Origin of the sequence: Galbibacter sp. PAP.153 (assembly GCF_037029175.1) — a bacterium.
Lineage (GTDB): Bacteria > Bacteroidota > Bacteroidia > Flavobacteriales > Flavobacteriaceae > Galbibacter > Galbibacter pacificus.
In genome coordinates this window covers 194,295-216,490 of record NZ_JAZEUN010000001.1, presented here as the reverse complement: position 1 = coordinate 216,490, position 22,196 = coordinate 194,295, and the positions used below count along the sequence as shown (strand labels likewise).

General features: G+C 38.0%; 19 protein-coding genes. 17 read left to right on the top strand and 2 right to left on the bottom strand.

Going from position 1 to position 22,196, the window contains the following annotated elements; translation table 11 throughout:
* The first annotated feature begins 84 nt into the window (after window positions 1-84).
* Complete coding sequence (gene ligA, locus UXI14_RS00760) at window positions 85-2,079, top strand: NAD-dependent DNA ligase LigA (protein ID WP_335964358.1); 1,995 nt, start codon at window positions 85-87, stop codon at window positions 2,077-2,079.
* A complete protein-coding gene (locus UXI14_RS00755) occupies window positions 2,076-2,756 on the top strand; it encodes a lysoplasmalogenase family protein (RefSeq protein ID WP_335964357.1) in 681 nt (226 codons plus the stop codon). The genes ligA and UXI14_RS00755 overlap by 4 nt, the downstream gene beginning before the upstream one ends.
* On the opposite strand, the gene UXI14_RS00750 is transcribed toward UXI14_RS00755, so the two are convergent.
* Together UXI14_RS00750 and UXI14_RS00745 are read right to left on the bottom strand one after the other, a co-directional pair.
* Window positions 2,740-3,645 (bottom strand): metallophosphatase, encoded by a 906-nt coding sequence (locus tag UXI14_RS00750; RefSeq protein WP_335964356.1) that lies wholly within the window; start codon window positions 3,643-3,645, stop codon window positions 2,740-2,742. The genes UXI14_RS00755 and UXI14_RS00750 overlap by 17 nt on opposite strands.
* A 4-nt stretch (window positions 3,646-3,649) precedes the next feature.
* A complete protein-coding gene (locus UXI14_RS00745) occupies window positions 3,650-4,414 on the bottom strand; it encodes a 5'-nucleotidase (protein ID WP_335964355.1) in 765 nt (254 codons plus the stop codon).
* Between the two features lie 67 nt (window positions 4,415-4,481).
* Here UXI14_RS00745 and UXI14_RS00740 point away from each other — a divergent pair, with 67 nt between their 5' ends.
* The 15 genes from UXI14_RS00740 (at window position 4,482) to UXI14_RS00670 (ending at window position 22,152) form a co-directional block, all read left to right on the top strand.
* On the top strand, window positions 4,482-5,003 hold the full coding sequence (locus UXI14_RS00740) for a hypothetical protein (RefSeq protein WP_335964354.1): 522 nt from the start codon (window positions 4,482-4,484) through the stop codon (window positions 5,001-5,003).
* Window position 5,004: 1 nt separating this feature from the next.
* Entirely contained in the window at window positions 5,005-5,898 is an 894-nt protein-coding gene (gene dapA / locus UXI14_RS00735; protein WP_335964353.1) for a 4-hydroxy-tetrahydrodipicolinate synthase, read from the top strand.
* A 381-nt stretch (window positions 5,899-6,279) separates the two neighbouring features.
* A complete protein-coding gene (bamD, locus tag UXI14_RS00730; RefSeq protein ID WP_277898903.1) occupies window positions 6,280-7,095 on the top strand; it encodes an outer membrane protein assembly factor BamD in 816 nt (271 codons plus the stop codon).
* Between the two features lie 8 nt (window positions 7,096-7,103).
* The gene (locus tag UXI14_RS00725) at window positions 7,104-7,427 is read left to right on the top strand and encodes a DNA-directed RNA polymerase subunit omega (RefSeq protein WP_277898904.1); all 324 of its coding nucleotides are present in this window, start codon (window positions 7,104-7,106) and stop codon (window positions 7,425-7,427) included.
* Between the two features lie 3 nt (window positions 7,428-7,430).
* Window positions 7,431-8,639: a bifunctional phosphopantothenoylcysteine decarboxylase/phosphopantothenate--cysteine ligase CoaBC gene (gene coaBC, locus UXI14_RS00720; protein ID WP_335964352.1), complete on the top strand. Its 1,209-nt coding sequence runs from the start codon at window positions 7,431-7,433 to the stop codon at window positions 8,637-8,639.
* Window positions 8,632-9,522, top strand: coding sequence for a DUF4835 family protein (locus UXI14_RS00715; RefSeq protein ID WP_335964351.1), 891 nt, complete (start codon window positions 8,632-8,634; stop codon window positions 9,520-9,522). Before coaBC ends, UXI14_RS00715 begins: the two co-directional genes overlap by 8 nt.
* 290 nt (window positions 9,523-9,812) lie before the next feature.
* A complete protein-coding gene (recN, locus tag UXI14_RS00710; protein ID WP_335964350.1) occupies window positions 9,813-11,474 on the top strand; it encodes a DNA repair protein RecN in 1,662 nt (553 codons plus the stop codon).
* A 75-nt stretch (window positions 11,475-11,549) separates the two neighbouring features.
* Window positions 11,550-12,368: an SDR family oxidoreductase gene (locus tag UXI14_RS00705; protein WP_277898908.1), complete on the top strand. Its 819-nt coding sequence runs from the start codon at window positions 11,550-11,552 to the stop codon at window positions 12,366-12,368.
* A gap of 100 nt (window positions 12,369-12,468) precedes the next feature.
* The gene (locus UXI14_RS00700; protein ID WP_335964349.1) at window positions 12,469-13,470 is read left to right on the top strand and encodes a glycosyltransferase; all 1,002 of its coding nucleotides are present in this window, start codon (window positions 12,469-12,471) and stop codon (window positions 13,468-13,470) included.
* Window positions 13,470-14,432, top strand: a complete 963-nt coding sequence (locus UXI14_RS00695) for a YbbR-like domain-containing protein (protein WP_335964348.1) — start codon at window positions 13,470-13,472, stop codon at window positions 14,430-14,432. The genes UXI14_RS00700 and UXI14_RS00695 overlap by 1 nt, the downstream gene beginning before the upstream one ends.
* Window positions 14,433-14,434: 2 nt before the next feature.
* Entirely contained in the window at window positions 14,435-15,019 is a 585-nt protein-coding gene (gene coaE / locus UXI14_RS00690) for a dephospho-CoA kinase (protein WP_335964347.1), read from the top strand.
* Window positions 15,020-15,097: 78 nt separating this feature from the next.
* Window positions 15,098-16,669, top strand: a complete 1,572-nt coding sequence (locus UXI14_RS00685; protein ID WP_335964346.1) for a HAMP domain-containing sensor histidine kinase — start codon at window positions 15,098-15,100, stop codon at window positions 16,667-16,669.
* Between the two features lie 4 nt (window positions 16,670-16,673).
* Window positions 16,674-17,390: a response regulator transcription factor gene (locus tag UXI14_RS00680; protein ID WP_277898912.1), complete on the top strand. Its 717-nt coding sequence runs from the start codon at window positions 16,674-16,676 to the stop codon at window positions 17,388-17,390.
* Window positions 17,391-17,592: 202 nt separating this feature from the next.
* A complete protein-coding gene (locus UXI14_RS00675; protein ID WP_335964345.1) occupies window positions 17,593-20,616 on the top strand; it encodes a SusC/RagA family TonB-linked outer membrane protein in 3,024 nt (1,007 codons plus the stop codon).
* A gap of 12 nt (window positions 20,617-20,628) precedes the next feature.
* Complete coding sequence (locus tag UXI14_RS00670) at window positions 20,629-22,152, top strand: SusD/RagB family nutrient-binding outer membrane lipoprotein (RefSeq protein WP_335964344.1); 1,524 nt, start codon at window positions 20,629-20,631, stop codon at window positions 22,150-22,152.
* Window positions 22,153-22,196: the final 44 nt, after the last annotated feature.

Below are 22,196 nucleotides of genomic sequence, written 5' to 3'. Positions count from 1 at the left end.
ATTATAAATTGTAAAAATTAGTCCGGGAACCTTATATTTGTTTTTTTAGATGATTCTTCATAACCATTTTAATTTAACTTCAACGTGGACGTAGCAGAAAAAATAGCCTTATTGCGCAAGGAACTTACACAGCACAACTATAATTATTATGTATTGGATACCCCCGAAATATCTGATTATGAGTTTGATGTGAAGCTCAAGGAACTACAGGCGTTGGAGGCCGAGCACCCCGAATATTTCGATGTCAATTCGCCCACCGTGCGCGTTGGCGGTATGGTTACCAAAAATTTTAAAACGGTACAGCATACCTACCGGATGTATTCTTTGGACAATTCTTATTCTAAAGAAGACCTGGAAGACTGGGAAAAGCGCATGCAGCGTATTTTAGGAGATGTTAAGGTGGAGTTTACCTGCGAATTAAAATATGACGGGGCCTCGATGAGCCTAACGTATGAAGATGGTATTTTGGTGCGCGCGGTAACGCGGGGCGATGGTTTTCAGGGCGACGATGTAACCAACAACGTAAAAACAATTCGTTCTGTGCCGTTGCGGTTAAGGGGCAAATACCCTAAAAAGTTTGATATACGTGGGGAGATTGTCCTGCCACTGGAAGGTTTTGCAAAAATGAACCAAGACCGTATAGAAGCCGGTGAAGAACCGTATATGAACCCCCGGAACACGGCCAGCGGAAGCTTGAAGCTTCAAGACAGCACAGAAGTTGCCAAACGCCCGTTGGACTGTTTGTTGTACAATATTACTGGCGAAAACTTAGGTATAGAAAGTCAGTTTGAAAGCTTAAAAAAGGCCAAAGAATGGGGCTTTAAAGTGCCCGAAGTGGCCAAATTGTGCAAAACTACCGCCGAGGTAATGGATTTTGTAAACCATTGGGACAAGCACCGCCACGAACTTCCATATGAAATAGACGGAGTTGTGGTAAAGGTAAATAGTTTCGAGCAACAGGAAGAACTGGGCTATACCGCCAAGGCCCCGCGCTGGGCCATGGCATACAAATTTAAGGCCGAACAGGTTTCTACCGTGCTGGAAAGTATTACTTACCAAGTAGGGCGAACGGGGGCAATTACCCCGGTGGCAAACCTAAAGCCCGTATTATTGGCAGGAACTACCGTAAAAAGAGCATCGTTGCACAATGCCGACCAGATAGAAAAACTGGACGTGCGCATAGGCGATGAGGTTTTTGTGGAAAAAGGCGGGGAGATTATTCCAAAGATCGTGGCTGTGGATTTTACAAAACGCGACCCTGATGCCGCCCCGGTTGAATATATTTCCAATTGCCCCGAATGTGGTACGCCGTTGATAAGGAAAGAAGGCGAAGCACAGCACTACTGCCCCAATACCTACGGATGCCCTCCCCAAATTACAGGACGCATACAACATTTTATCTCCCGTAAGGCCATGGACATAGAAGGCCTTGGCGGGGAAACCGTAGAATTGCTTTTTAAAGAAGGACTTATTGAAAATTATGCCGATCTGTATACGTTGAAGAAAGAAGACATCGTGCCTTTGGAACGGATGGCGGAAAAATCGGCAGAAAACTTGGTCCAAGGCGTGGAAAAGTCAAAAGAAATTCCTTTTGAAAGGGTATTGTTTGCCCTTGGAATACGGTTTGTAGGCGAAACAGTTGCCAAGAAACTGGCTAAGGAATACAAATCTATTGATGCTATTACGAAAGCTTCTGTTGAAGAATTGGTACAGGTAGACGAAATAGGAATTAAAATAGCCGAAAGTGTTGTGGAGTTTTTTCAAAATGAAAAAAACGTGCATATAATCAACAGGTTACGCAATTATGGCGTTCAACTGGAAATTTCGGCAGAACAACTTGAAAATATTACCGATAGGTTAAAAGGACTTACATTTGTGGTGTCCGGAGTCTTTGAAAAGGTATCTAGAAACGAACTTAAAAAACTGATAGACGATAACAGCGGAAAAGTATCTTCGTCCATATCATCAAAAACCAACTATGTTGTGGCTGGAGACAATATGGGTCCCAGCAAAAAAGAAAAAGCAGAAAAACTGGGTGTTTCCATTATTTCTGAAGAAGAGTTTTTGGATATGATATGAACAAAAAGCAAATTCTAAGTTTATTTTATGGCCTCAGCGCCATATATTTTATCGCAGAGGTCATAGACCTTAATTTAATAGAGAATATTGCCCGGGTGAGTATTCCTATTGTGGTTTTTCTTTTTTATTATTTTTTTTCACCGAGGCACCATATTATTCCGTGCGCAATATTGGTTACGGGCTTAATAGGCGATATTTTTTTGCTTTGGCACAGTAGTACCGCGGCAAAAATATTCCTGAGCGTTTTTGGCATCAACCATATAATATATATTTATGTATGCTTTTCGGCAATTAACAACCTCGATTTAAAGAAACTTATATTTTCGGCCATCCCGGTAATTATTCTTTGGTTTATTTATTTTAACTATTCCATAAAAGATATTTTTGGCGGCCAAATGGGCGACCTTTATCCTTTTATTATTGTGTATTCGGTAATATTGAGCCTTTTTACAATTTTCTCCTTGGTTAATTTCTTTAATAATGAAGAAAAGGTAAACCTCTATTTGGTCATTATTGCATTGTGTTACCTTGTGGTAGAGATAATTATGGCCATCGATAATTTTGTATCGGAAATGTTTATTTTCGACCTTACCAAGGTTGTGGCCAGGGTAGTGGGCTACTTTTTCCTGATGCGGTTTGTTGCCACTTTTAAATTCAGGTTTAAACGCTTATACTAATTCCGTTGGAATTGGCCGTTGTGTTGTCCAGGTAAAAGTCTATCCTCCCCAAATAAATGCCATAACAGCCTACTTGGTTAATAAGTACCTTTTTTCCTTGCTTGTTGGTCTCCACAACGGGCTTGTCCATAAATGTATGTGTATGTCCGCCAATAATTAAATCGATGTTTTGGGTATTTCTTGCCAGGACAATATCAGAAACTTTGTCGTCCTGATATTTATAGCCTAAATGCGAGAGGCATATAACCAAGTCGCATTGTTTTTCTTCTTTGAGGACGCGGGTAATGTCTTGTGCCTTTTCAACCGGATCCAGATACTTGGTTTCTTTGTACAGCGTTTTGTTTACCAGCCCGTTAAGTTCAACGCCCAGTCCAAAGACCCCAATTTTAACCCCATCTTTTATAAAAATGGTATAAGGTTTGGCATGGCCATCCATAATGGTATTGGAAAAATCGTAGTTGGCGTTCAGTATTTCAAAAGAAGCATTGGGCAATTGGGTATAAAGTCCGTCTACACCATTGTCAAAATCATGGTTTCCTAATGTGGCGGCATCATATTTAAGCATGCTCATTAATTTAAACTCGATTTCCCCACCGTAAAAATTAAAATATGGCGTACCCTGAAAGATGTCTCCGGCATCCAAAAGCAGTGTGTGCGGGTTTTCCTTTCGTATGCTTTCAATTAAAGTAGCCCTCCTGGCAACACCGCCCTGATTAGGGTTGCGTGAATGCGTAGGCGGGAAGGGGTCTATGTGGCTATGCACATCGTTGGTATGCAGGATGGTAATATGTTTTTTACGCGTTGTACCACATGCCGAAAGCGATACGCCCGTTGCAGTAATAAAAGCCGTGCTTGCAACAGTTTGGTTTATAAATTGCCTTCTTTTCATGATGTTATAATTTTATAAATCTGTTGTCAATGCCAGCTTTAATGGTGTCTATTTTTTCAAAATAATCTATCAGTTCGTTCCGCAGCAGGTAATTAATATCGGTTTTGCTTATGGGGTCTTTAAAAAAGTCCATATGGTCGCCGCCATTTGCCAAAAAATCTGAAGTTGCCACAAAGTAGGTTTCACTTTCCATGATGGGTTTTCCGTTAACGGTAAAAGATTTTACCGTACCATTGGCATTCAATACAAGTTGTGCCTGTTTGCTAATGGGGTGCGCGGTTTTGTTTTTAGCAAGGTATGCCACCAATTCCTTTATTTTATCTGCTGAAAGCTCCAAGATCCAGATTTGGTTTTCAAAGGGCATAATTTCATAAGCAGTTCTCCGGGAAACATTGCCTTTGGACATCACGGCCCTGATACCACCGTGGTTAAGCAATACAAAATCTATATTTTTTCCTGTACGCGTGTTAAAAATGGGGTTTGATTCTGCATAAGCAACATCGGCCATTAAATTTCCAATACTGGAATTTAACTTGCCGTCGTTTTTATTTAAATATGTGGGGTTGTATGCCAAAGGTGCATCCAAAACTTCTTCAATATGCTCGCGGTAGGGGGCAATAAACTTCTTTAAACTGTCCACGCCCTTAATGGAATCTGTAATATTTATTTCTTTTCCTGAAATGCTGCTTAGCCTATCGGGACTGCTGTTACATGAAATGAAACTTATAATTGTTATAAATATAACAAAATGTTTCGAATTATTACGCATAAGATTCTTAATTTTAATTTCAGGATGTATTGAATGTTTTACATTTGCAAAAATAAGGGAAATGTAAATGATTTTTAAAGGCCTTAAAGAAAAATCAATTAGAAAGACAATACAGAAAGCACTTTCAAAGCCTATGGGCTCGGATAAGGGCGACGGGGTATTGCATTCGCTGGCTATAATAATCGATTATGATAAATTGGTTGATTATAAGCCACTTTTAAACATTGCCAAAGCAATAAATATAAGCAACGAAAATATATTTATCCTGGGCTATGTTGATAAAATGTACAAGAATGTAAACTACTTGATTCCGGTTTTTTCCGATAGCTCCATTGGCATGAACGGAAAAATAAAAACCGATGAGCTCGGCAGTTTTTTAAAGCGTGAGTATGATATTGTGATTAATTATTTTACAGAACCCAACATTTATTTAGAACTCGTTTCAGTATTGAGCAAAAGTAGTCTCAAGGTTGGAATCTCTGAAGAAAGTGAAGCGATAAACAATTTAGTGTTGAAAGTAAATGAAAAGGATTTTTCTCAGTTCAATAGCGAACTGGTTAAATACCTTACCATTTTAAAAAGAATATAATATGTCAAAGTTTTTAGGGACGGGCGTAGCCTTGGTAACTCCTTTTAGGGAAGATTTAAGTGTAGATGTAGAGGCACTTGCAAATATTGTAAACCATGTAATAGAAGGTGGGGTAGAGTACTTGGTAGTTTTGGGGACTACCGCAGAATCTGCAACGCTTACCCAGGAAGAAAAACAGGTAGTAAAAAAAATCGTAGCAACGGCAAATAAAGGACGGGTACCCATGGTAGTTGGTGTTGGCGGAAACAATACAACAGCTATTGTTGAAGAACTACAAACAACCGATTTAAGTGCTTTTGATGCTATCCTGTCTGTTTCTCCATATTATAACAAGCCTACGCAAGAAGGCATTTACCAGCATTTTAAGGCCATTGCACAAGTGTCGCCTTTACCCATAATATTATACAACGTGCCGGGAAGGACAGGCTCTAACGTATTGCCCAAAACTATAATTCGCTTGGCAAAAGATTTTAAAAATATTATCGGGGTCAAAGAAGCGGCCGGCGATATTGTACAGGCAATGAGGCTTATTAAAGACAAGCCCAAAGATTTTTTGGTAATATCCGGAGACGATATGATAACCCTGCCAATGGTATTGGCCGGAGGTGCCGGGGTTATTTCTGTAATTGGTCAAGGGTTTCCCAAAAAGTTTTCATCAATGGTGCGTTATGCATTACGGGGAAATCTGGATGATGCCAACCATTTGCATTTCCAATTAATGGATATAATAGATTATATTTTTGAAGAAGGTAACCCGGCCGGAATAAAAGCTGTTTTTGAAAGCCTTGGCCTATGTTCTGGAAATGTAAGGCTTCCATTGGTGCAAGCAAGTAACGGACTTAAAGAAAAAATAAGCAGTTTTGCCGCTTTAGAAACCAATAAAATAAATGGTTAACAAGCTTATTTATTGAAAATTACCTTGTGTAACTTCAACATAAAAGTAAAATCCGCGGATTTTTTTCAACAAAGTTTTCGTGGATTTTTTTATTGCTCAAGCCCTTGCCCGTGTATTGCCGTAAACAAAGTTTGGTCCCCCTAATGCAAGTAAATTAAAGGTGTACACGTTAAATTTTTAATAAAAAAAACAGTTACTATGTTATCTTGTTGGAAACTGCCTTATTTTCACGGCACAAAATAGTTTTTTAAATTACAGATATTTAACTAATTTTGCCCGATAAATCGACTGCCTTGGAAAAGTTGATCGGGGTAAAGGAAAACAGCAGTATAACAAGTTCGGCCAAAGGTCGGAAATAAACCCATTGGGATTTTAAAGAATATGAAGTATACATATTTAGTAGTTCTTTTTGCATTTGTGCTCACCAGTTGTAGTGAATACCAAAAAACATTAAAGGATAGCGACGTTAAGAAAAAGTACGAATTGGCCGAAAAACTCTACGATGAAGGAGATTACAAACGGGCCAACAGACTTTTTGAACAAATTGTCCCTCAATATGTAGGCAAACCACAAGGGGAACGGTTGGTATACTTTTTTGCAAACTCTTATTACCAAACAGGCGATTATTATTTAGCGGCTTATCAATTTGAAAGGTTTACAAAATCATATCCGCGAAGCGATAAGGCAGAAGAAGCAGCATTTTTAGGAGCAAAAAGCCAATATTTAACTTCTCCACGATATAGTTTGGACCAAACAGAAACGAATAAAGCCATTGATAGGCTACAGATTTTTATCAATACATATCCAAACTCAGAATACATGGACGAGGCCAATAAAATGGCAGCCGACATGAGGGCCAAATTGGAGAAAAAAGCTTTTGAAATTGCAAAACAGTACAATAGGATTTCAGATTATAATGCCTCGATAAAATCTTTTGAATTATTCTTCAAAGAGTTTCCCGGGTCGGTTTACAAAGAAGATGCACTGTATTACGACTATCTTGCAAAATACAATTTGGCGGTAAACAGTATCCCATCAAAAAAAGAAGAGCGTATTAACAATGCAAAAGCAGCTTACCAAAAGTTAATAAGCGAATTCGAAAATACACAGTACAAAAGCAAGGCCGAAAAAATGGATAAGGACTTGGATGCTGAAATGATAGAATTGAAACAATTAATAGAACAATACAGTAAATAGATAAAGTTATGAGCGAATTAAGAAATTCTGAAGCACCGGTTTCTACAGTTACTTACGATAGAAACGAGATTGATGCGCCCACAAACAACATTTATGAGGCCATATCGATAATTTCTAAGCGTGCTAACCAGATAAATGGCGATATTAAGAAGGAGCTGATTGAGAAGCTGGAGGAGTTTGCTACGTATACGGACAGCCTTGAAGAAATTTTTGAAAACAAAGAACAGATCGAGGTGTCTAAATTTTACGAAAAACTTCCAAAACCACACGCTATTGCGGTAGAAGAGTGGTTGAACGACAAGATTTATTACAGAAATACAGAAAAAGAGTAGGGCATGTCCATACTTAGCGGCAAAAAAGTATTACTTGGTATAACCGGTGGCATTGCCGCTTATAAATCGGCTTATTTGGTAAGGCTACTTATCAAGGCCGGAGCAAGCGTTAAAGTGGTAATGACGGAAAATGCAAAAGATTTCGTCACCCCTTTAACGCTTTCTACGTTGTCCAAAAATAAAGTTTATACGTCTTTTACAGATGAAGAAGAAAACGAAGTCTGGAACAACCATGTAGACCTTGGCCTTTGGGCCGATATTTTTGTAATTGCCCCTGCAACTGCAAATACCTTGTCCAAAATGGCATCCGGAACTTCCGATAATTTTTTGCTTGCCACTTATTTATCGGCCAAATGCCCCGTGTATTTTGCTCCCGCAATGGATTTGGACATGTACCAGCACCCATCAACAAAAAAATCATTTAAAACACTTCAATCTTTTGGGAATATTATCATTCCTGCCGGGCATGGAGAGTTGGCAAGTGGCTTAATTGGGCAAGGAAGAATGGCCGAACCCGAAGAAATTATCGCTTTTATAGAAAAAGATATAGTGTCTAAGCTACCGCTGAAAGGCAAAAAAGTGTTAATTACAGCAGGGCCGACATATGAAGCCATAGACCCCGTGCGTTTTATTGGCAATCATTCCAGTGGGAAAATGGGCTATGCCCTAGCAACAACAGCCGTTAATTTGGGTGCCGAGGTATTTTTGATTTCGGGCCCCACGCATTTGGATATCCAGCATTCGCATATAAAACTTGTAAGGATTACTTCCGCAGAAGAAATGTACAATGCAGTCCACCAAGTATACAACCAAGTGGATATAGCCATTCTTTCGGCTGCTGTAGCCGATTACAAGCCTGCAACCGTCGCCAGTCAGAAAATAAAAAAGAAAACGGCGGTCATGCAAATCGACCTTGCGCCTACAAAAGATATTCTTGCTTCGTTGGGCGAAATCAAGGAAACACAGTTTTTGGTGGGCTTTGCATTAGAGACCAATAACGAACTGGAAAATGCAAAAAATAAACTATCAAGTAAGAATTTAGACGCAATTGTGTTAAATTCGTTAAACGATAAAGGAGCAGGTTTTGGAAAACCAACAAATAAAGTTACTTTTATAGATAAGAATTTAACTGAAGTAGCGTTTTTCTTAAAACCAAAACAGGAAGTAGCAACCGATATCTTTAACGAAATACTGAAACGTCTGGATGATTAAGAAGCTTTTATTTGTTGCATTATTATGCGCCTTGCAATTTTCTTTCGCTCAGGAATTGAGCTGTACTGTTATTGTCAATTCCGATCAGGTAAACCAGACCAATAAACAGATATTCAAGACACTGGAAAAATCGCTAAACGATTATGTAAACCAAACCAAATGGACAAACAGGAACGTGTCTCCTAAAGAACGCATAGAATGTAGTATGATGATTACCATTAACAGGTATGAAAACAGCGCATTTCATGGAACCATACAGGTACAGTCCAACAGGCCGGTTTATAACTCCACGTACCAGTCCCCGGTATTTAATTATCAGGATAAGCGTTTTAGCTTCGCCTATGTGGAATATGCGCCTTTATACTTCAACCCCAATTCCTTCGATTCTAATTTGACTGCCGTAATTACCTATTACGTGTATATTATTTTGGGAATAGATGCCGATACTTTTTCAAAAGAAGGAGGAACCCCTTATTTTAAACAAGCACAGAATATTGTTGGCTTGGCACAGGGGAGCGGGTATAGCGGTTGGCAGCAAACCGATGGAAACCGTACACGTTTTGAACTGGTAGACAATTTGCTTTCGAATACCTTTAAGGAATACCGCTTGGCGCTGTACAATTACCACCGTTTGGGGATGGACAATATTGTGGACAATGCAACACTTGCGAAACAATCTATTGCGGGATCCATGAAATTGTTTGACAGGCTTAACAATGTGCGTCCGAACTCTTTTGTTTTACAGGCCTTTTTCGATGCCAAGTCGGAAGAAATAGCCAATGTATTCTCGGGCGGGCCCAAAGTAGATATCGTTAAACTTACCGAAACCCTAAACGAGATCGCTCCACTTTATTCAGACACTTGGTCGAGGATTAAATATTAAGCATCACATAAAAACGTATTGACGAGCAAAGTTTTTTTATTCCGTCAGTTGTAAAATAGAGAAGGAAACACTTCAATTAAACCACTTTGGTACGAGCATACGCGGTATTAAGTGGAAAATATTTAACGTTTCAGCACAAGCATTAGAGCATCTTAAATCTTAATTTAGTGAGTAAAATTCATGAAAAGTAGTTGTCGCTTCAATAAATATCTTGATGTCAAGAAATAACAAACAATGTTTTATTCAACTTGAAATAAAATTTATCTTTGGCATAATTAAACCGAAAAGCCTTGTTAAGAACTCTTACAATAAAGAATTACGCATTAATAGATAACTTGCAGGTTACCTTCAACAATGGTTTAACGGCCATTACTGGAGAAACAGGCGCTGGAAAGTCAATCCTTTTAGGTGGGCTTTCCTTGGTTTTGGGGAAACGGGCCGATTTGAACAGTATTAAAAACAGCGAGGAAAAATGTATTATCGAGGCGGGTTTTGCCATTGAAAACTATCAGTTGCAACCTTTTTTTATTGAAACCGACCTTGATTACGAACCGCATACCATTATTCGAAGGGAAATCTTGCCAAGTGGGAAATCCCGGGCCTTTATAAACGATACCCCAGTTACTTTAGACGTGCTTTCGTCGTTGGGCGAGCGCCTTATAGATATTCATTCCCAACACCAGACCTTACGGCTTACCGATAATAGCTTTCAGTTTCAGGTAATAGACGGGGTGGCCGAAAACACAAACTTTTTGAACGATTATGCCGAAAAGCTTTCGCATTACCTTCAAACAAAAAAAGAATTAAAAAACCTTATCGATTTTCAACAGGAAGCCGATAAAGAATACGATTATAATTCATTTTTACTGCAAGAACTGCAATCGGCAAACTTACAAGTGGGGATGATGGAAGAGCTGGAAGAAACTTATGAGCGGTTAAACAATGTTGAAGAAATTGGTGGAAGTGTATCGCATGTACTTCAAATATTGGGCGAGGAGCAAGTGGGCACCCTTGCCGGATTGAGCGAGTTGAAAACAATTTTTTATAAACTTTCTAATTTCGGACCTTCTTATAAGGAATTGCATACCCGTATACAGTCTGCATTGATAGAACTGGACGATATCCATGCCGAAATACAGCGCATGGAGGAAAACCTTGAAGCAGACCCACAATTGTTGGAGGAGGTCAATGCCAAGTTACAGCAAATTTATGCGCTTCAGAAAAAGCACAATGTCTTGGAAATAAAAGATTTGTTGTTGGTTCAGGACGAATTGGCCCAAAGCGTTTCCAAAACCGAAAACCTCGAAAACGAAATAAAAGAGAAGCAACTGGATGTTATGCGCCAGGAAGAAGCACTCGATGCATTGGCCCAAAAAATACACAAGGCCAGAGAAGCGGCAATACCAACATTGACTGCGCATCTGGAAGCTGTTTTGGCAGAATTGGGCATGCCAAACGCACAGTTTAAAATTTCGGTAAATATGACCGGCACATACTTTTCGAACGGAAAAGACGAGCTGCACTTTTTGTTTTCCGCAAACAAAGGAAGTAGCTTTAACGAACTTAAAAAAGTAGCTTCGGGCGGCGAATTGTCGCGTATCATGTTGGCAATTAAGTCGTTGTTGGCCCAATACATGCACTTGCCTACAATTATGTTTGATGAGATTGATACAGGGGTTTCTGGGGAAGTTTCCAATAAAATGGGCGATATTATGCACCAAATGAGCAAAACCATGCAGGTATTTACCATAACCCACTTGCCCCAGGTTGCAGCAAAAGGCGATGCACAGTTTAAAGTTTTCAAAGAAGATAGCCATGGGGTTACTTCATCGCAAATGAAACTGCTTACGCCACAAGAGCGCATACATGAAATTGCCGAAATGTTGGGGGGCAAAGATATCTCGGCTTCGGCTATGGCCCATGCCAAAGAGCTGCTGCTAAAGAAAGCTTAAAAAAGGGGTTTTTTATAAATAAATTGAATATTTTTGAAGCAGAAAAGTTTTGAAGAAGCAATTAACCAAAAGTATATGTCATACAATTTATTAAAAGGAAAAAAAGGAATAATATTTGGAGCATTAGATGAAAATTCAATTGCTTGGAAAACAGCAGTTAAAGCTCATGAAGAAGGAGCAGAGTTTGTTTTAACCAATGCACCCATTGCCATGCGTATGGGGCAGATTAAAGAATTGGCCGAAAAAACAGGCTCGGAGATTGTTCCTGCTGATGCTACCAATATCGAGGAATTGGAAAACCTGGTTGAAAAATCAATGGAAATCCTTGGTGGTAAAATTGACTTTGTTTTGCATTCCATTGGAATGTCTGTAAACGTAAGAAAAGGAAAACATTACACCGATGAAAATTACGATTTTACCAACAAAGGATGGGATGTTTCGGCATTGTCTTTCCATAAAGTTTGCCAAACCCTTTACAAAAAAGACGCCATGAACGAGTGGGGAAGCATTGTGGCCCTTACGTATATGGCAGCACAACGTGTATTTCCCGATTATAACGACATGGCCGATAACAAGGCATATCTAGAGTCTATCGCCAGAAGTTTTGGGTATTTCTATGGAAGAGAAAAAAATGTGCGCATAAATACCATTTCTCAGTCCCCAACCCCTACAACGGCGGGGCAGGGCGTAAAAGGCTTTGACGGATTTATAGCCTATGCAGATATGATGTCGCCGCTCGGTAATGCAACCGCACAAGATTGTGCAGACTATACAGTAAGTTTGTTTTCTGACCTTACAAGGAAAGTAACCATGCAGAACCTATATCATGACGGAGGCTTCTCTAATACCGGGGTGAGCAACGAAGTGATGGAAAAATTCATGAAGGAAGACTAAACCTAAATAGAAAACCGTATATAAGCTGTCTAAAAAGTGATAAACTGTATTAAACCGGATTACACTTTTTAGACAGCTTTTTAATTTAGAAAGATAAGATATGGAGCTTGATTTTTCCTTTATAATTCCGGTTTACAATAGGCCAGATGAAATAAAAGAGTTGCTGGAAAGTATGCAGTTACTAACCGGGAACATTCCTTTTGAAGTGGTAATCGTTGAAGATGGATCGACCGTTTCTTCAGAAGAAATAGTGAAACAATTTGCTACTAAAATGAAGGTTTCTTATTATTTCAAGGAAAATTCAGGACCGGGGGATTCCCGTAATTACGGGATGAAAGTAGCCAAGGGAAATTACTTTATCATTTTAGACTCCGATTGTATATTGCCCCCACAATATTTAACAGAAGCACAAAAAGCACTAAAAAATAAGTATGTAGATTGTTTTGGAGGGCCAGATGCGGCACATGCGTCTTTTTCAAACATTCAAAAGGCCATAAATTACAGTATGACTTCCTTTTTAACAACTGGAGGCATAAGGGGCGGGAAAAAGGCCGTGGACAAATTTCAACCGCGGAGCTTCAATATGGGGCTTTCAAAAAAAGCTTTCAGCATTACGGGAGGATTTGGCAAAATACATCCGGGGGAAGACCCCGATCTAACAATTAGGCTATGGAAAAACGGTTTCGAAACGGCTTTGTTTCCAAAAGCCTTTGTATACCATAAACGCAGGATTTCATGGGAAAAATTTTATTTGCAGGTAAAAAAGTTTGGTTTGACCCGCCCGATACTTAATAAATGGCACCCGGAAACAAAAAAAATAACGTATTGGTTTCCTTCTCTTTTTGTAATTGGGTTCTTGGCGTCCATACTTTTATGGTGTGCGGGCATTAACCTGTTTATCCTTCTTTACGGTTGTTATTTTGTGGCCGTTTTTATAGAAGCCGCCATAAAGAACAATAGCATTAAAATTGCAACGTTATCTTTATATGCAGTAATGATTCAATTTTTTGGCTATGGTTTGGCTTTTGTTAAATCTACTTTTTTAGTTACCTTTTCCAATAGAAAACCGGAAGCTATTTTTCCGAAGCTTTTTTTTAATTAATGGCAAAGAAATTTTATCAATATATAAAAGGAGTATTACGCAAACCAAAAGCATCTATTTTTTTGATGTTCTTGGTGGTGTCGATTTTTATTTGGTTTTTAATATCGCTATCAGACACTTATATTTCGCATGTAAATTTTAAGTTGAATTACAGTGGGCTACCCGAGGATAAGCTAATTTTAGGAACGCCAAAGAAAAATTTAGAAGTAAATATTGAAACTTCCGGATTTAAAATATTAAATTACAGAATCTTTAAGCGGGATTTATATTTGCCACTTTCCGACTTTACGCAGCAGAAAAACAAATACTACATGCTTCCCCAGGATATAGAAGAAGCAATTGCAACGCAATATAAATCGATTATTGTAAGAAGAATAGCCGCCGATTCCCTGATTTTAAATTTAGGGGTCAACAAAAAGAAACAGGTAAAAGTGGTCGCAAATGTAGAGTTGGACTTTGCAGAAGACCACCAATTAAGAGATTCGCTTTTAGTTGAACCGGATAGCGTTTGGGTAAGGGGGCCGGAAGATGTGGTGGACAAAGTAAAGCTTATAGAAACCGAAGAAAAAGAATACAAAAACATCCAGGAAGATTTTGAGCATGAACTAAAATTAATGGTTCCCGATTCCGTGGCAGATTTGGAGCTGGAAACCAAACAGGTAAACGTTCTGGGAAAAGTAGAACGGTACACCGAAAAAATAGTGCTCGTTCCGGTACAGGTTAAAAACCTGCCCAATAAAATAAACCTGAAATTATATCCCGATAAAGTAAAAGTACTCTGTAAAGCCCCGATCTCTGAATTAAAAAAAGTCAATGAAAGCACTTTTAAAATAATATGCGATTATAAAAACGTTTCAGATAGCAGTACATACCTCATTCCCGAAATTTCGGAAAAACCGGGCTTTATAAGTTCTGCAACGATTTTAGATAGAAAAGTAGAGTTTTTGATTAAAAAACAATAATAATGATAGTTGGGCTAACCGGCGGAATTGGCAGTGGTAAATCTACAGTAGCCTCCATGTTTAAAAAACATGGGATCCCCGTTTTTATTGCCGATACCGAAGCTAAACAATTAATGCAAACAAATGGCAATGTAAAAAAAGCAATTATAGGCGCTTTTGGCAAGGAGGCATATATAAATAACGAGCCCAATACCAAATACCTGGCCGCACAGGTTTTTCCCGACCCAGCAAAACTACAAGAACTTAATCAAATTATACATCCTGCGGTAGCCACCTATTTTAAGGAATGGGCAGCAAAGCAAGACGCCCCATATGTAATAAAAGAGGCAGCAATCCTTTTTGAAAGCGGTGGCAATAAGGACTGCGATGTAATTATTACCGTTACGGCACCTTTAAACGTGAGAATAAAAAGGGTTGTAGAGCGCGATAATACAACTATGGAAGCCGTTCAAGAAAGAATGAAGCACCAATGGAGTGAAAGCGAAAAAGTAAAGCAATCCGATTATGTTATTGAAAACATACACATAGAGACCACCCGCCAATTGGTTGAAAGAATACATTCTCTTTTAGTCAAAAAAACTAATTGAACCAAAAAATTTAACATTTTTGTTAACGTTAGGTTAAATGCTTAACATACCTAATTACAAAGCCTTAATTTTGACCAAATGAGTAGACGCTTATTTGTACTTCTGGTAATTTTGATGAGTTTGTCCTTAATGGGGATTATATTCGTTCAAGGTTATTGGATTAAAACAGCAGTAGAAGATAAAGAAGAACAGTTTTCCAATACCATCTCCCAAGTATTACATTCTGTTTCAGGAAAAATACAGGATAGGGAGATTCGGGATTATTTTGATAAGTACATATCGCTAAGGGACAGTATTGGTACACTAAAAGAGTCGAACCTCAAAGAATTCTTCTTTGTTGAGAAAGATAGGAATAGCAATGAGACATATATATATTCTCATGGAATTTTAGAGGAAGATTATGGTATATCTTCAACGTTCTTTGATAACACTAATGCCGATTCTTCAACCATAAAAAATTATACGAGCAAGAGAACAACTCGAATTTTTAAAGAAGAATACGGTATAGATGGTAAGGTGTATTCTCCCGTAGAGCGCATCGAGAAAATTGGGGGTTTCTCTGCACTGGAAAAAGCACAGTTCGACGATGTTTTTAAAGAAGCGGCCAATAGGGTGCCCATCCATAAAAGGGTAACGCCCCAAGAAATAGAACTGCTCATGCAAAAAGAGCTAAAAAACCGGGGTGTTAACTTAAATTTCGAGTACGGGGTATTTAGCAAGGGCCTCGCCACGCGGGTACATTCAGGAAATACCGTTCAATTGGCGGCATCAAGGTACAAAACACCATTATTTATAGATAGCGACGGGCACAGTAACTACGATCTAATTGTAAGCTTTCCCGAGAAAAAGAAATTTTTAATTTCTTCCATTATTGAAATGGCCTTGTTATCGGTGGTGTTTACCCTAATTATTATCGTGGCCTATTCAAGTGCTCTGTATCAATTGATAAAACAAAAGCAGATATCCGAGATAAAAACAGATTTTATCAATAACATGACGCACGAGTTTAAAACTCCGATAGCAACCATCAACTTGGCATTGGACGCAATGAAAAACCCCAAGGCTTTTGAAGATAAAGATAGGGTAAAACGCTATTTGCAAATGATCAGGGACGAAAATAAAAGGATGCACGCACAAGTTGAAAATGTATTGCGGATATCAAAATTGGAAAAAAACCAGTTGGATATAAGTAAGGACAAAGTAGATGTACACGATTTAATTGATGAAGCAATAGCCCATGTGGAATTAATGGTAGAAAACAGGGGCGGCTATATAAAAGCCCATTTGGATGCAGAGCGGAGTGAAATATTAGGAAACGATTTTCACCTTACCAATATTTTAGTGAATATACTGGATAATGCCAATAAATATTCCCCGGATGCACCAGAAATCGATGTTTATACCGAAGTGGTGAAGAATAGCATTGTTGTTAAAATTACAGACCATGGTGCAGGGATGAGCAAAGCAGTATTGAAACGGATATTTGAAAAATTTTATAGGGAATCAACAGGGAACATTCATAACATAAAAGGCCACGGATTAGGCCTTGCATATGTAAAGAGCATTGTTGAGGACCACCAGGGCGAAGTTTACGCCGAAAGTGAAAAAGATAAAGGAAGTACCTTTTTTGTAAAGTTACCTTTAATATAAAAATATGGAAACAGTAAATAAAAAGATTTTATTAGTAGAAGATGATCCCAATTTCGGAATTGTTCTTAAAGATTATTTATCGATGAACGATTTTGATGTTACTTTGGCTAAAAATGGAATGGAAGGGTATGAAAAATTTAGAAAAGATCATTACGACCTTTGCATACTCGATGTAATGATGCCGTATAAAGATGGATTTACATTGGCAAAAGAAATAAGGGAAAAAGATGAGAACATCCCTATTATCTTTTTAACGGCAAAGACCATGAAAGAAGATGTGCTAAAGGGTTACAAAGTAGGAGCCGACGATTATTTAAACAAGCCGTTCGACTCTGAAGTGTTATTGTTTAAAATAAAAGCAATAATCCAAAGAAAATCTACGGAGTCACTAGCCGATAGCAAGCAGTTTGAATTTGAAATAGGAGGGTTTCACCTAAATTCAAAATTGCGTTTTCTTACCTATAAAAACGAAGAACCCATAAAACTTTCACCAAAGGAAAACGAGTTGTTGCGCTTGCTTGCACTGCATGAAAACGATTTAATGCCAAGGGAACTCGCCCTTACCAAAATATGGAGGGACGATAATTACTTTACCTCCCGAAGTATGGATGTATACATAGCAAAACTACGTAAATACCTTAAAAAGGACGACGATGTAGAGATACTCAATATACATGGTGAAGGTTTCAGGTTGGTAGTAAAAAGTGAAGCCGAGAACTAAAAAAACAAACCATTATTATAGCAAGACCCCTGAATTGATTTTCAGGGGTTTTTTTATGCAAAAATTTACCTCAAAAAATTTACAGATTAATAATCGATAGTTGTAAAGTGTTGATTTACAGAATATAACAAATACTGTTAAAAAAGTTAAATTTTTAAGTATTATTTAATACTTTAACTTTTCATTAAAATTTAACTTAACTATGAAAAAACTTTTCTTAACAATATCATTATTGTTACTGTATAGCTTTGCGTTTTCTCAAAATATAAGTGGTACGGTAACCGATGTACAGGGAACCCCATTGCCGGGGGTATCGATAATGATAGAAGGTACAAGCAATGGAACTACTACAGACTTTGATGGTAAATATACAATAGAGGCATCTACAAGCGCTGTTCTGACATATACGTACCTCGGGATGAAAACCCAAACAAGGCAAGTAGGCAGCAATACAACAATAGATGTAACATTACAGGAAGATGCAACCAGTCTGGATGAGGTAGTAGTGTCGGTTGCATTAGGTGAAACAGCAAAAAAGAAATCATTAGCCAATGCAGTTCAAGCGGTATCATCAGAGCAATTATTGGAGGGAAACCAAAACAACATGGTTAATGGGCTCCAGGGAAAAGTTTCGGGTGTAACAATAGCAAGTTCAGGTGGTGTACCCGGTTCTTCTTCAGTAATACTTATCAGGGGAGGTAATTCTATTACGGGTAATAATCAACCTTTGTTTGTTGTAGACGGTATTCCAATAGACAATTCAACTAATTCAAGCCTTGAAGTTGCAAGTACCAATAGGGCTTCCGACATTAATCCGGAAGATATAGAAGATATATCAATTTTAAAAGGACCGACAGCTGCTGCCTTGTACGGTATTCAAGCATCAAACGGAGCGGTAATTATTACAACCAAAAAAGGGAAAGCCGGGATTAGCAAAATAAGTTACTCAGGTTCCCTTTCTGTAGATAAAATATTGGGCACACCAGACGTACAAACTACATATGGTCAAGGCGAACAGGATACAGAAGGAGATATTAATCCAAGTTCATCCTTTTCATGGGGAGAGCAAATAAGCCCTGGAACTCCAATCTATAAAAATATAGATGACTTTTATAAAACGGCAATAACACAAAATCATAATGTTAGTTATTCTACGGGAAATGAAAAAAGTAATATATATTTTTCAATAGGCGATGTGTCTCAAGATGGAATTATTCCAAGTACAAGTTATGATAAAACATCTTTTAAAATAAATGCAAATTCAAAATTCAGTAAAAATTTAAGTATTGGCATTTCCGGAAATTATATCAACACAAAAATTTCCAGTACAAAGCAAGGAAATGCAACTGGAGGAAGTTTTAATAGTTTATTGGCATATCCGGTTACGGTAGATGCCAAAGATTATTTAAACCCTAATGGTTCCCAAAAAGCTTTTTATGGCGGTCAGGAATTCGATAATCCATATTGGAGCATAGCAAATAGCCCCAATACAGACGATGTAAAAAGATTAATAGGGGTAATTAACTTGAATTATAATTTTTTAAATGATTTTAATTTGACCTACAGGGTAGGAACAGATGATTACAATGAATTTAATAAAAAAGTAACAGGCGATGGTTCGTTGGTAGACAATAGGGAAGATGGCTATATAAGTCAATTCGAGAAAGACTACTCTCGGTTTACTTCAACACTTATGCTTAGGTATAATAAGGAGATAACAGAAGATTTTACATTAGACGCAATGGCCGGTAACTCGGTTGAAGAACTCGATATCCGTACAACCACCACTACGGGAGATGGGTTTCAGGCGCCAGGAATATACAGCATAGCAAATGTGGCAATGGAAGACCAAAGCATAAGTGAGCTTATCCAAAGAAAGCGTATTGTCGGTTTTTTTGGAGAGCTAAAATTAGGATGGAGAGATGCTTTGTTTATAACTGCAACCGGAAGAAACGACTGGACTTCTACATTGCCAAAGGATAAGCGGTCTTTCTTTTATCCTTCTGTGGGGGCATCGGCGGTACTTACTGATTTGTTCGATATTTCATCGGATAGTGGACTTAATTATTTAAAAATAAGGGGTACTTGGGCTAAAGTAGGAAAAGATGCGCCAATAGGGGCTTTGGAAAGCTCTTTAGGAAAAAACTTAAATGGCGCGGCAAGTTCTGCTTATGCATGGAACGGTGTGAATGTGGGCAACCCAAATTTAGAACCCGAATTTACAGATAGTTATGAGGTCGGGGCAGAGGTACGTTTTTTAAATAACCGGATATCGCTAGACATGTCATATTACTATAGTTTGTCTGATAACCAAATATTAAAAGATATTCGCGTTCCCCCAACAACAGGTACTTTTTATGCCACGCTTAATGGGGGCTCTATTAAAAACCAAGGTATAGAAGCGTTGCTTTCAGCTCAGATTTTACGGCCCAAAAATGATGGGTTATTCTGGTCGATGGATTTTAATTTTGGCATGAACGAAAGTACGGTAGAAGATTTACCGGGATTTTTAAACGAAGTATATCTGTCGGATTCATGGACATTCAGAAATTCAGCTGCGGGCGCAGCCATTCTAGATGGCTCTTTGTTTGGGTTAAGAGGGAAACAACCCGAAAGGGATGCCAACGGAAACATGATTATTGACACAAGGGATCTCCCTGTTCTATCAGACCAAACATATACAAATGTGAACAGAATGCCGGACTGGACATTGGGGATTACCAATAATTTAAGCTACAAGAATATGTCTCTCTCATTCTTGTTTGACATAGTTCAGGGGCAAGATATATATAATGCGACGGAATCTGCAATGATATATTACGGACAAAGTGTAAACACCTTAGACAGGGGACAAAATATAACTTTAACAGGTGTTGATGCAGATGGAAACCCAAAAGAGGTAACACGTGTTAAAGATCAAGCATATTATACAGATTATTATTCATTGAATTCTCAAAACTTTATAGAAGATGGTTCTTTTGCAAGACTGAGATATGTTACCTTATCTTATAAATTTCCACAGCAAATATTAGATAAACTATCCCTTTCAGCATTAGAATTATATGCCACCGGAAGAAACTTGCTTACAATTACTGATTATAGTGGAGTAGACCCCGAAGTTAATACCTTCGGCGCAGGTATTTCTGGCGCAGGTTCTACATATATTGATAATTTGGGTACACCAAATACAAAAGGATTTGATTTAGGGTTAAAATTCACATTTTAAAAGCAATTAAAGATGAAAATATTAAAATATATAGGAATTGGGGTAATTATTATTAGTACTTCGTGCTCTGATGATTACTTTGATGTAAACAGCTCGGAAACAGCTCCTACTACAACTTCATTAGAACCTGAATATAGAATTCAGGGAGCTATTGAAAATACTACAGGAACTGCACAATATAGGGGTTCTAGGGAAGTTTTGGGCATTGTACAATACGGGGCTCAAAATGTAGAAAATTATTATTCTGAAACTTGGAGCAAGGAGCTCACAACGGGGAATTATTTTTTATGGCAAAATGCTTATGTATACGCATTGCCGAATACAGCCGATTTAATTGTGCTCGGTAGAGAATACAATGCACCAAATTATTCGGCGGTCGGGAAAATTCTTAGGGCCTATATTTTAGGCATGACAACCGACCAATATGGTGATATTGTAACAGACCAAACCTATGACGGGGAATCTTCAATGAACTTGACCCCGGAATTTGTTACTCAAAAAGAAGTTTACCAAACAATTTTTCAGTTATTAGATGAAGCCGTTGCCGAATTGGATCAACCAAGTGAAATAAAATTAAATGAAGAAGGCGGGGATGTACTGTATCAAGGAGATATAGAAAGATGGAAAAAGTTTGCATATGCAATTAAAGCCCGTTATATGAATCATTTAAGTAAGAAAAATTCTGGTGACTTAGCATATGATGCCAATGAAATAATTGCTTTGTGCGAAATGGCAATAGCATCAAATCAAGAAAATGCTTTGGTTAGATTTGTTGGTGGAGAAGCTGAAAATTCTAATCAGCCTTTTAGCGAAGATGGATATGGATCGTCGAGAATTGACTATTTTTCAGAGTTTTTTGTTGAATTGCTCAAAAATCCGCTCAATATAAATGAGGCTTATCAGGACCCAAGATTACCCATTATTGTCCCCGAAGCCGTTAATGGTGGTTTTCAAGGTATAATGGTAGGGGCAGGTGATACGTTAAAACTAAAAACGGTGGGTGGTAAGCAAGTATATGATGATAATTATTCAAAAGGAAATGGAGGTTTTTATACAAGTCCGGATTCTCCAACTTATATGTTTACTTATAGTGAAGTGAAATTTATCGAGGCCGAAGCAAAATTTAGATCTGGTGATAAAGCTGGTGCTTTTGCAGATTTAAAGATGGGGGTACAGGCAGACATGGAAAAACTTGAAGTACCTGCCGCTGCCATGAACGAATACCTTGATATATTGGATACAGAAATAGGAGTAAACAACATATCTTTATCGCATATTATGGTTCAAAAATATATTGCCAATATGCTAAACCCCGAAACTTGGGTTGATATGAGAAGGATGGATTACAGTTCGGATATTTACCCTGGCTTACAAAGACCGGAAAATGTTAACTTGGATATTTTTCCTAATGATAATGATTGGATTGAAGCAATGATGTATGAATATAATGAGGAAGATAGAAACTATGAAAATATGCCAGATAATAGCCCTGTTATACGTTTAACAACACCACTTTGGTGGAATACCCCAGAATAAAATAGAAATATAAATTTTTAAAAAAAGACCGATTTTTTCGGTCT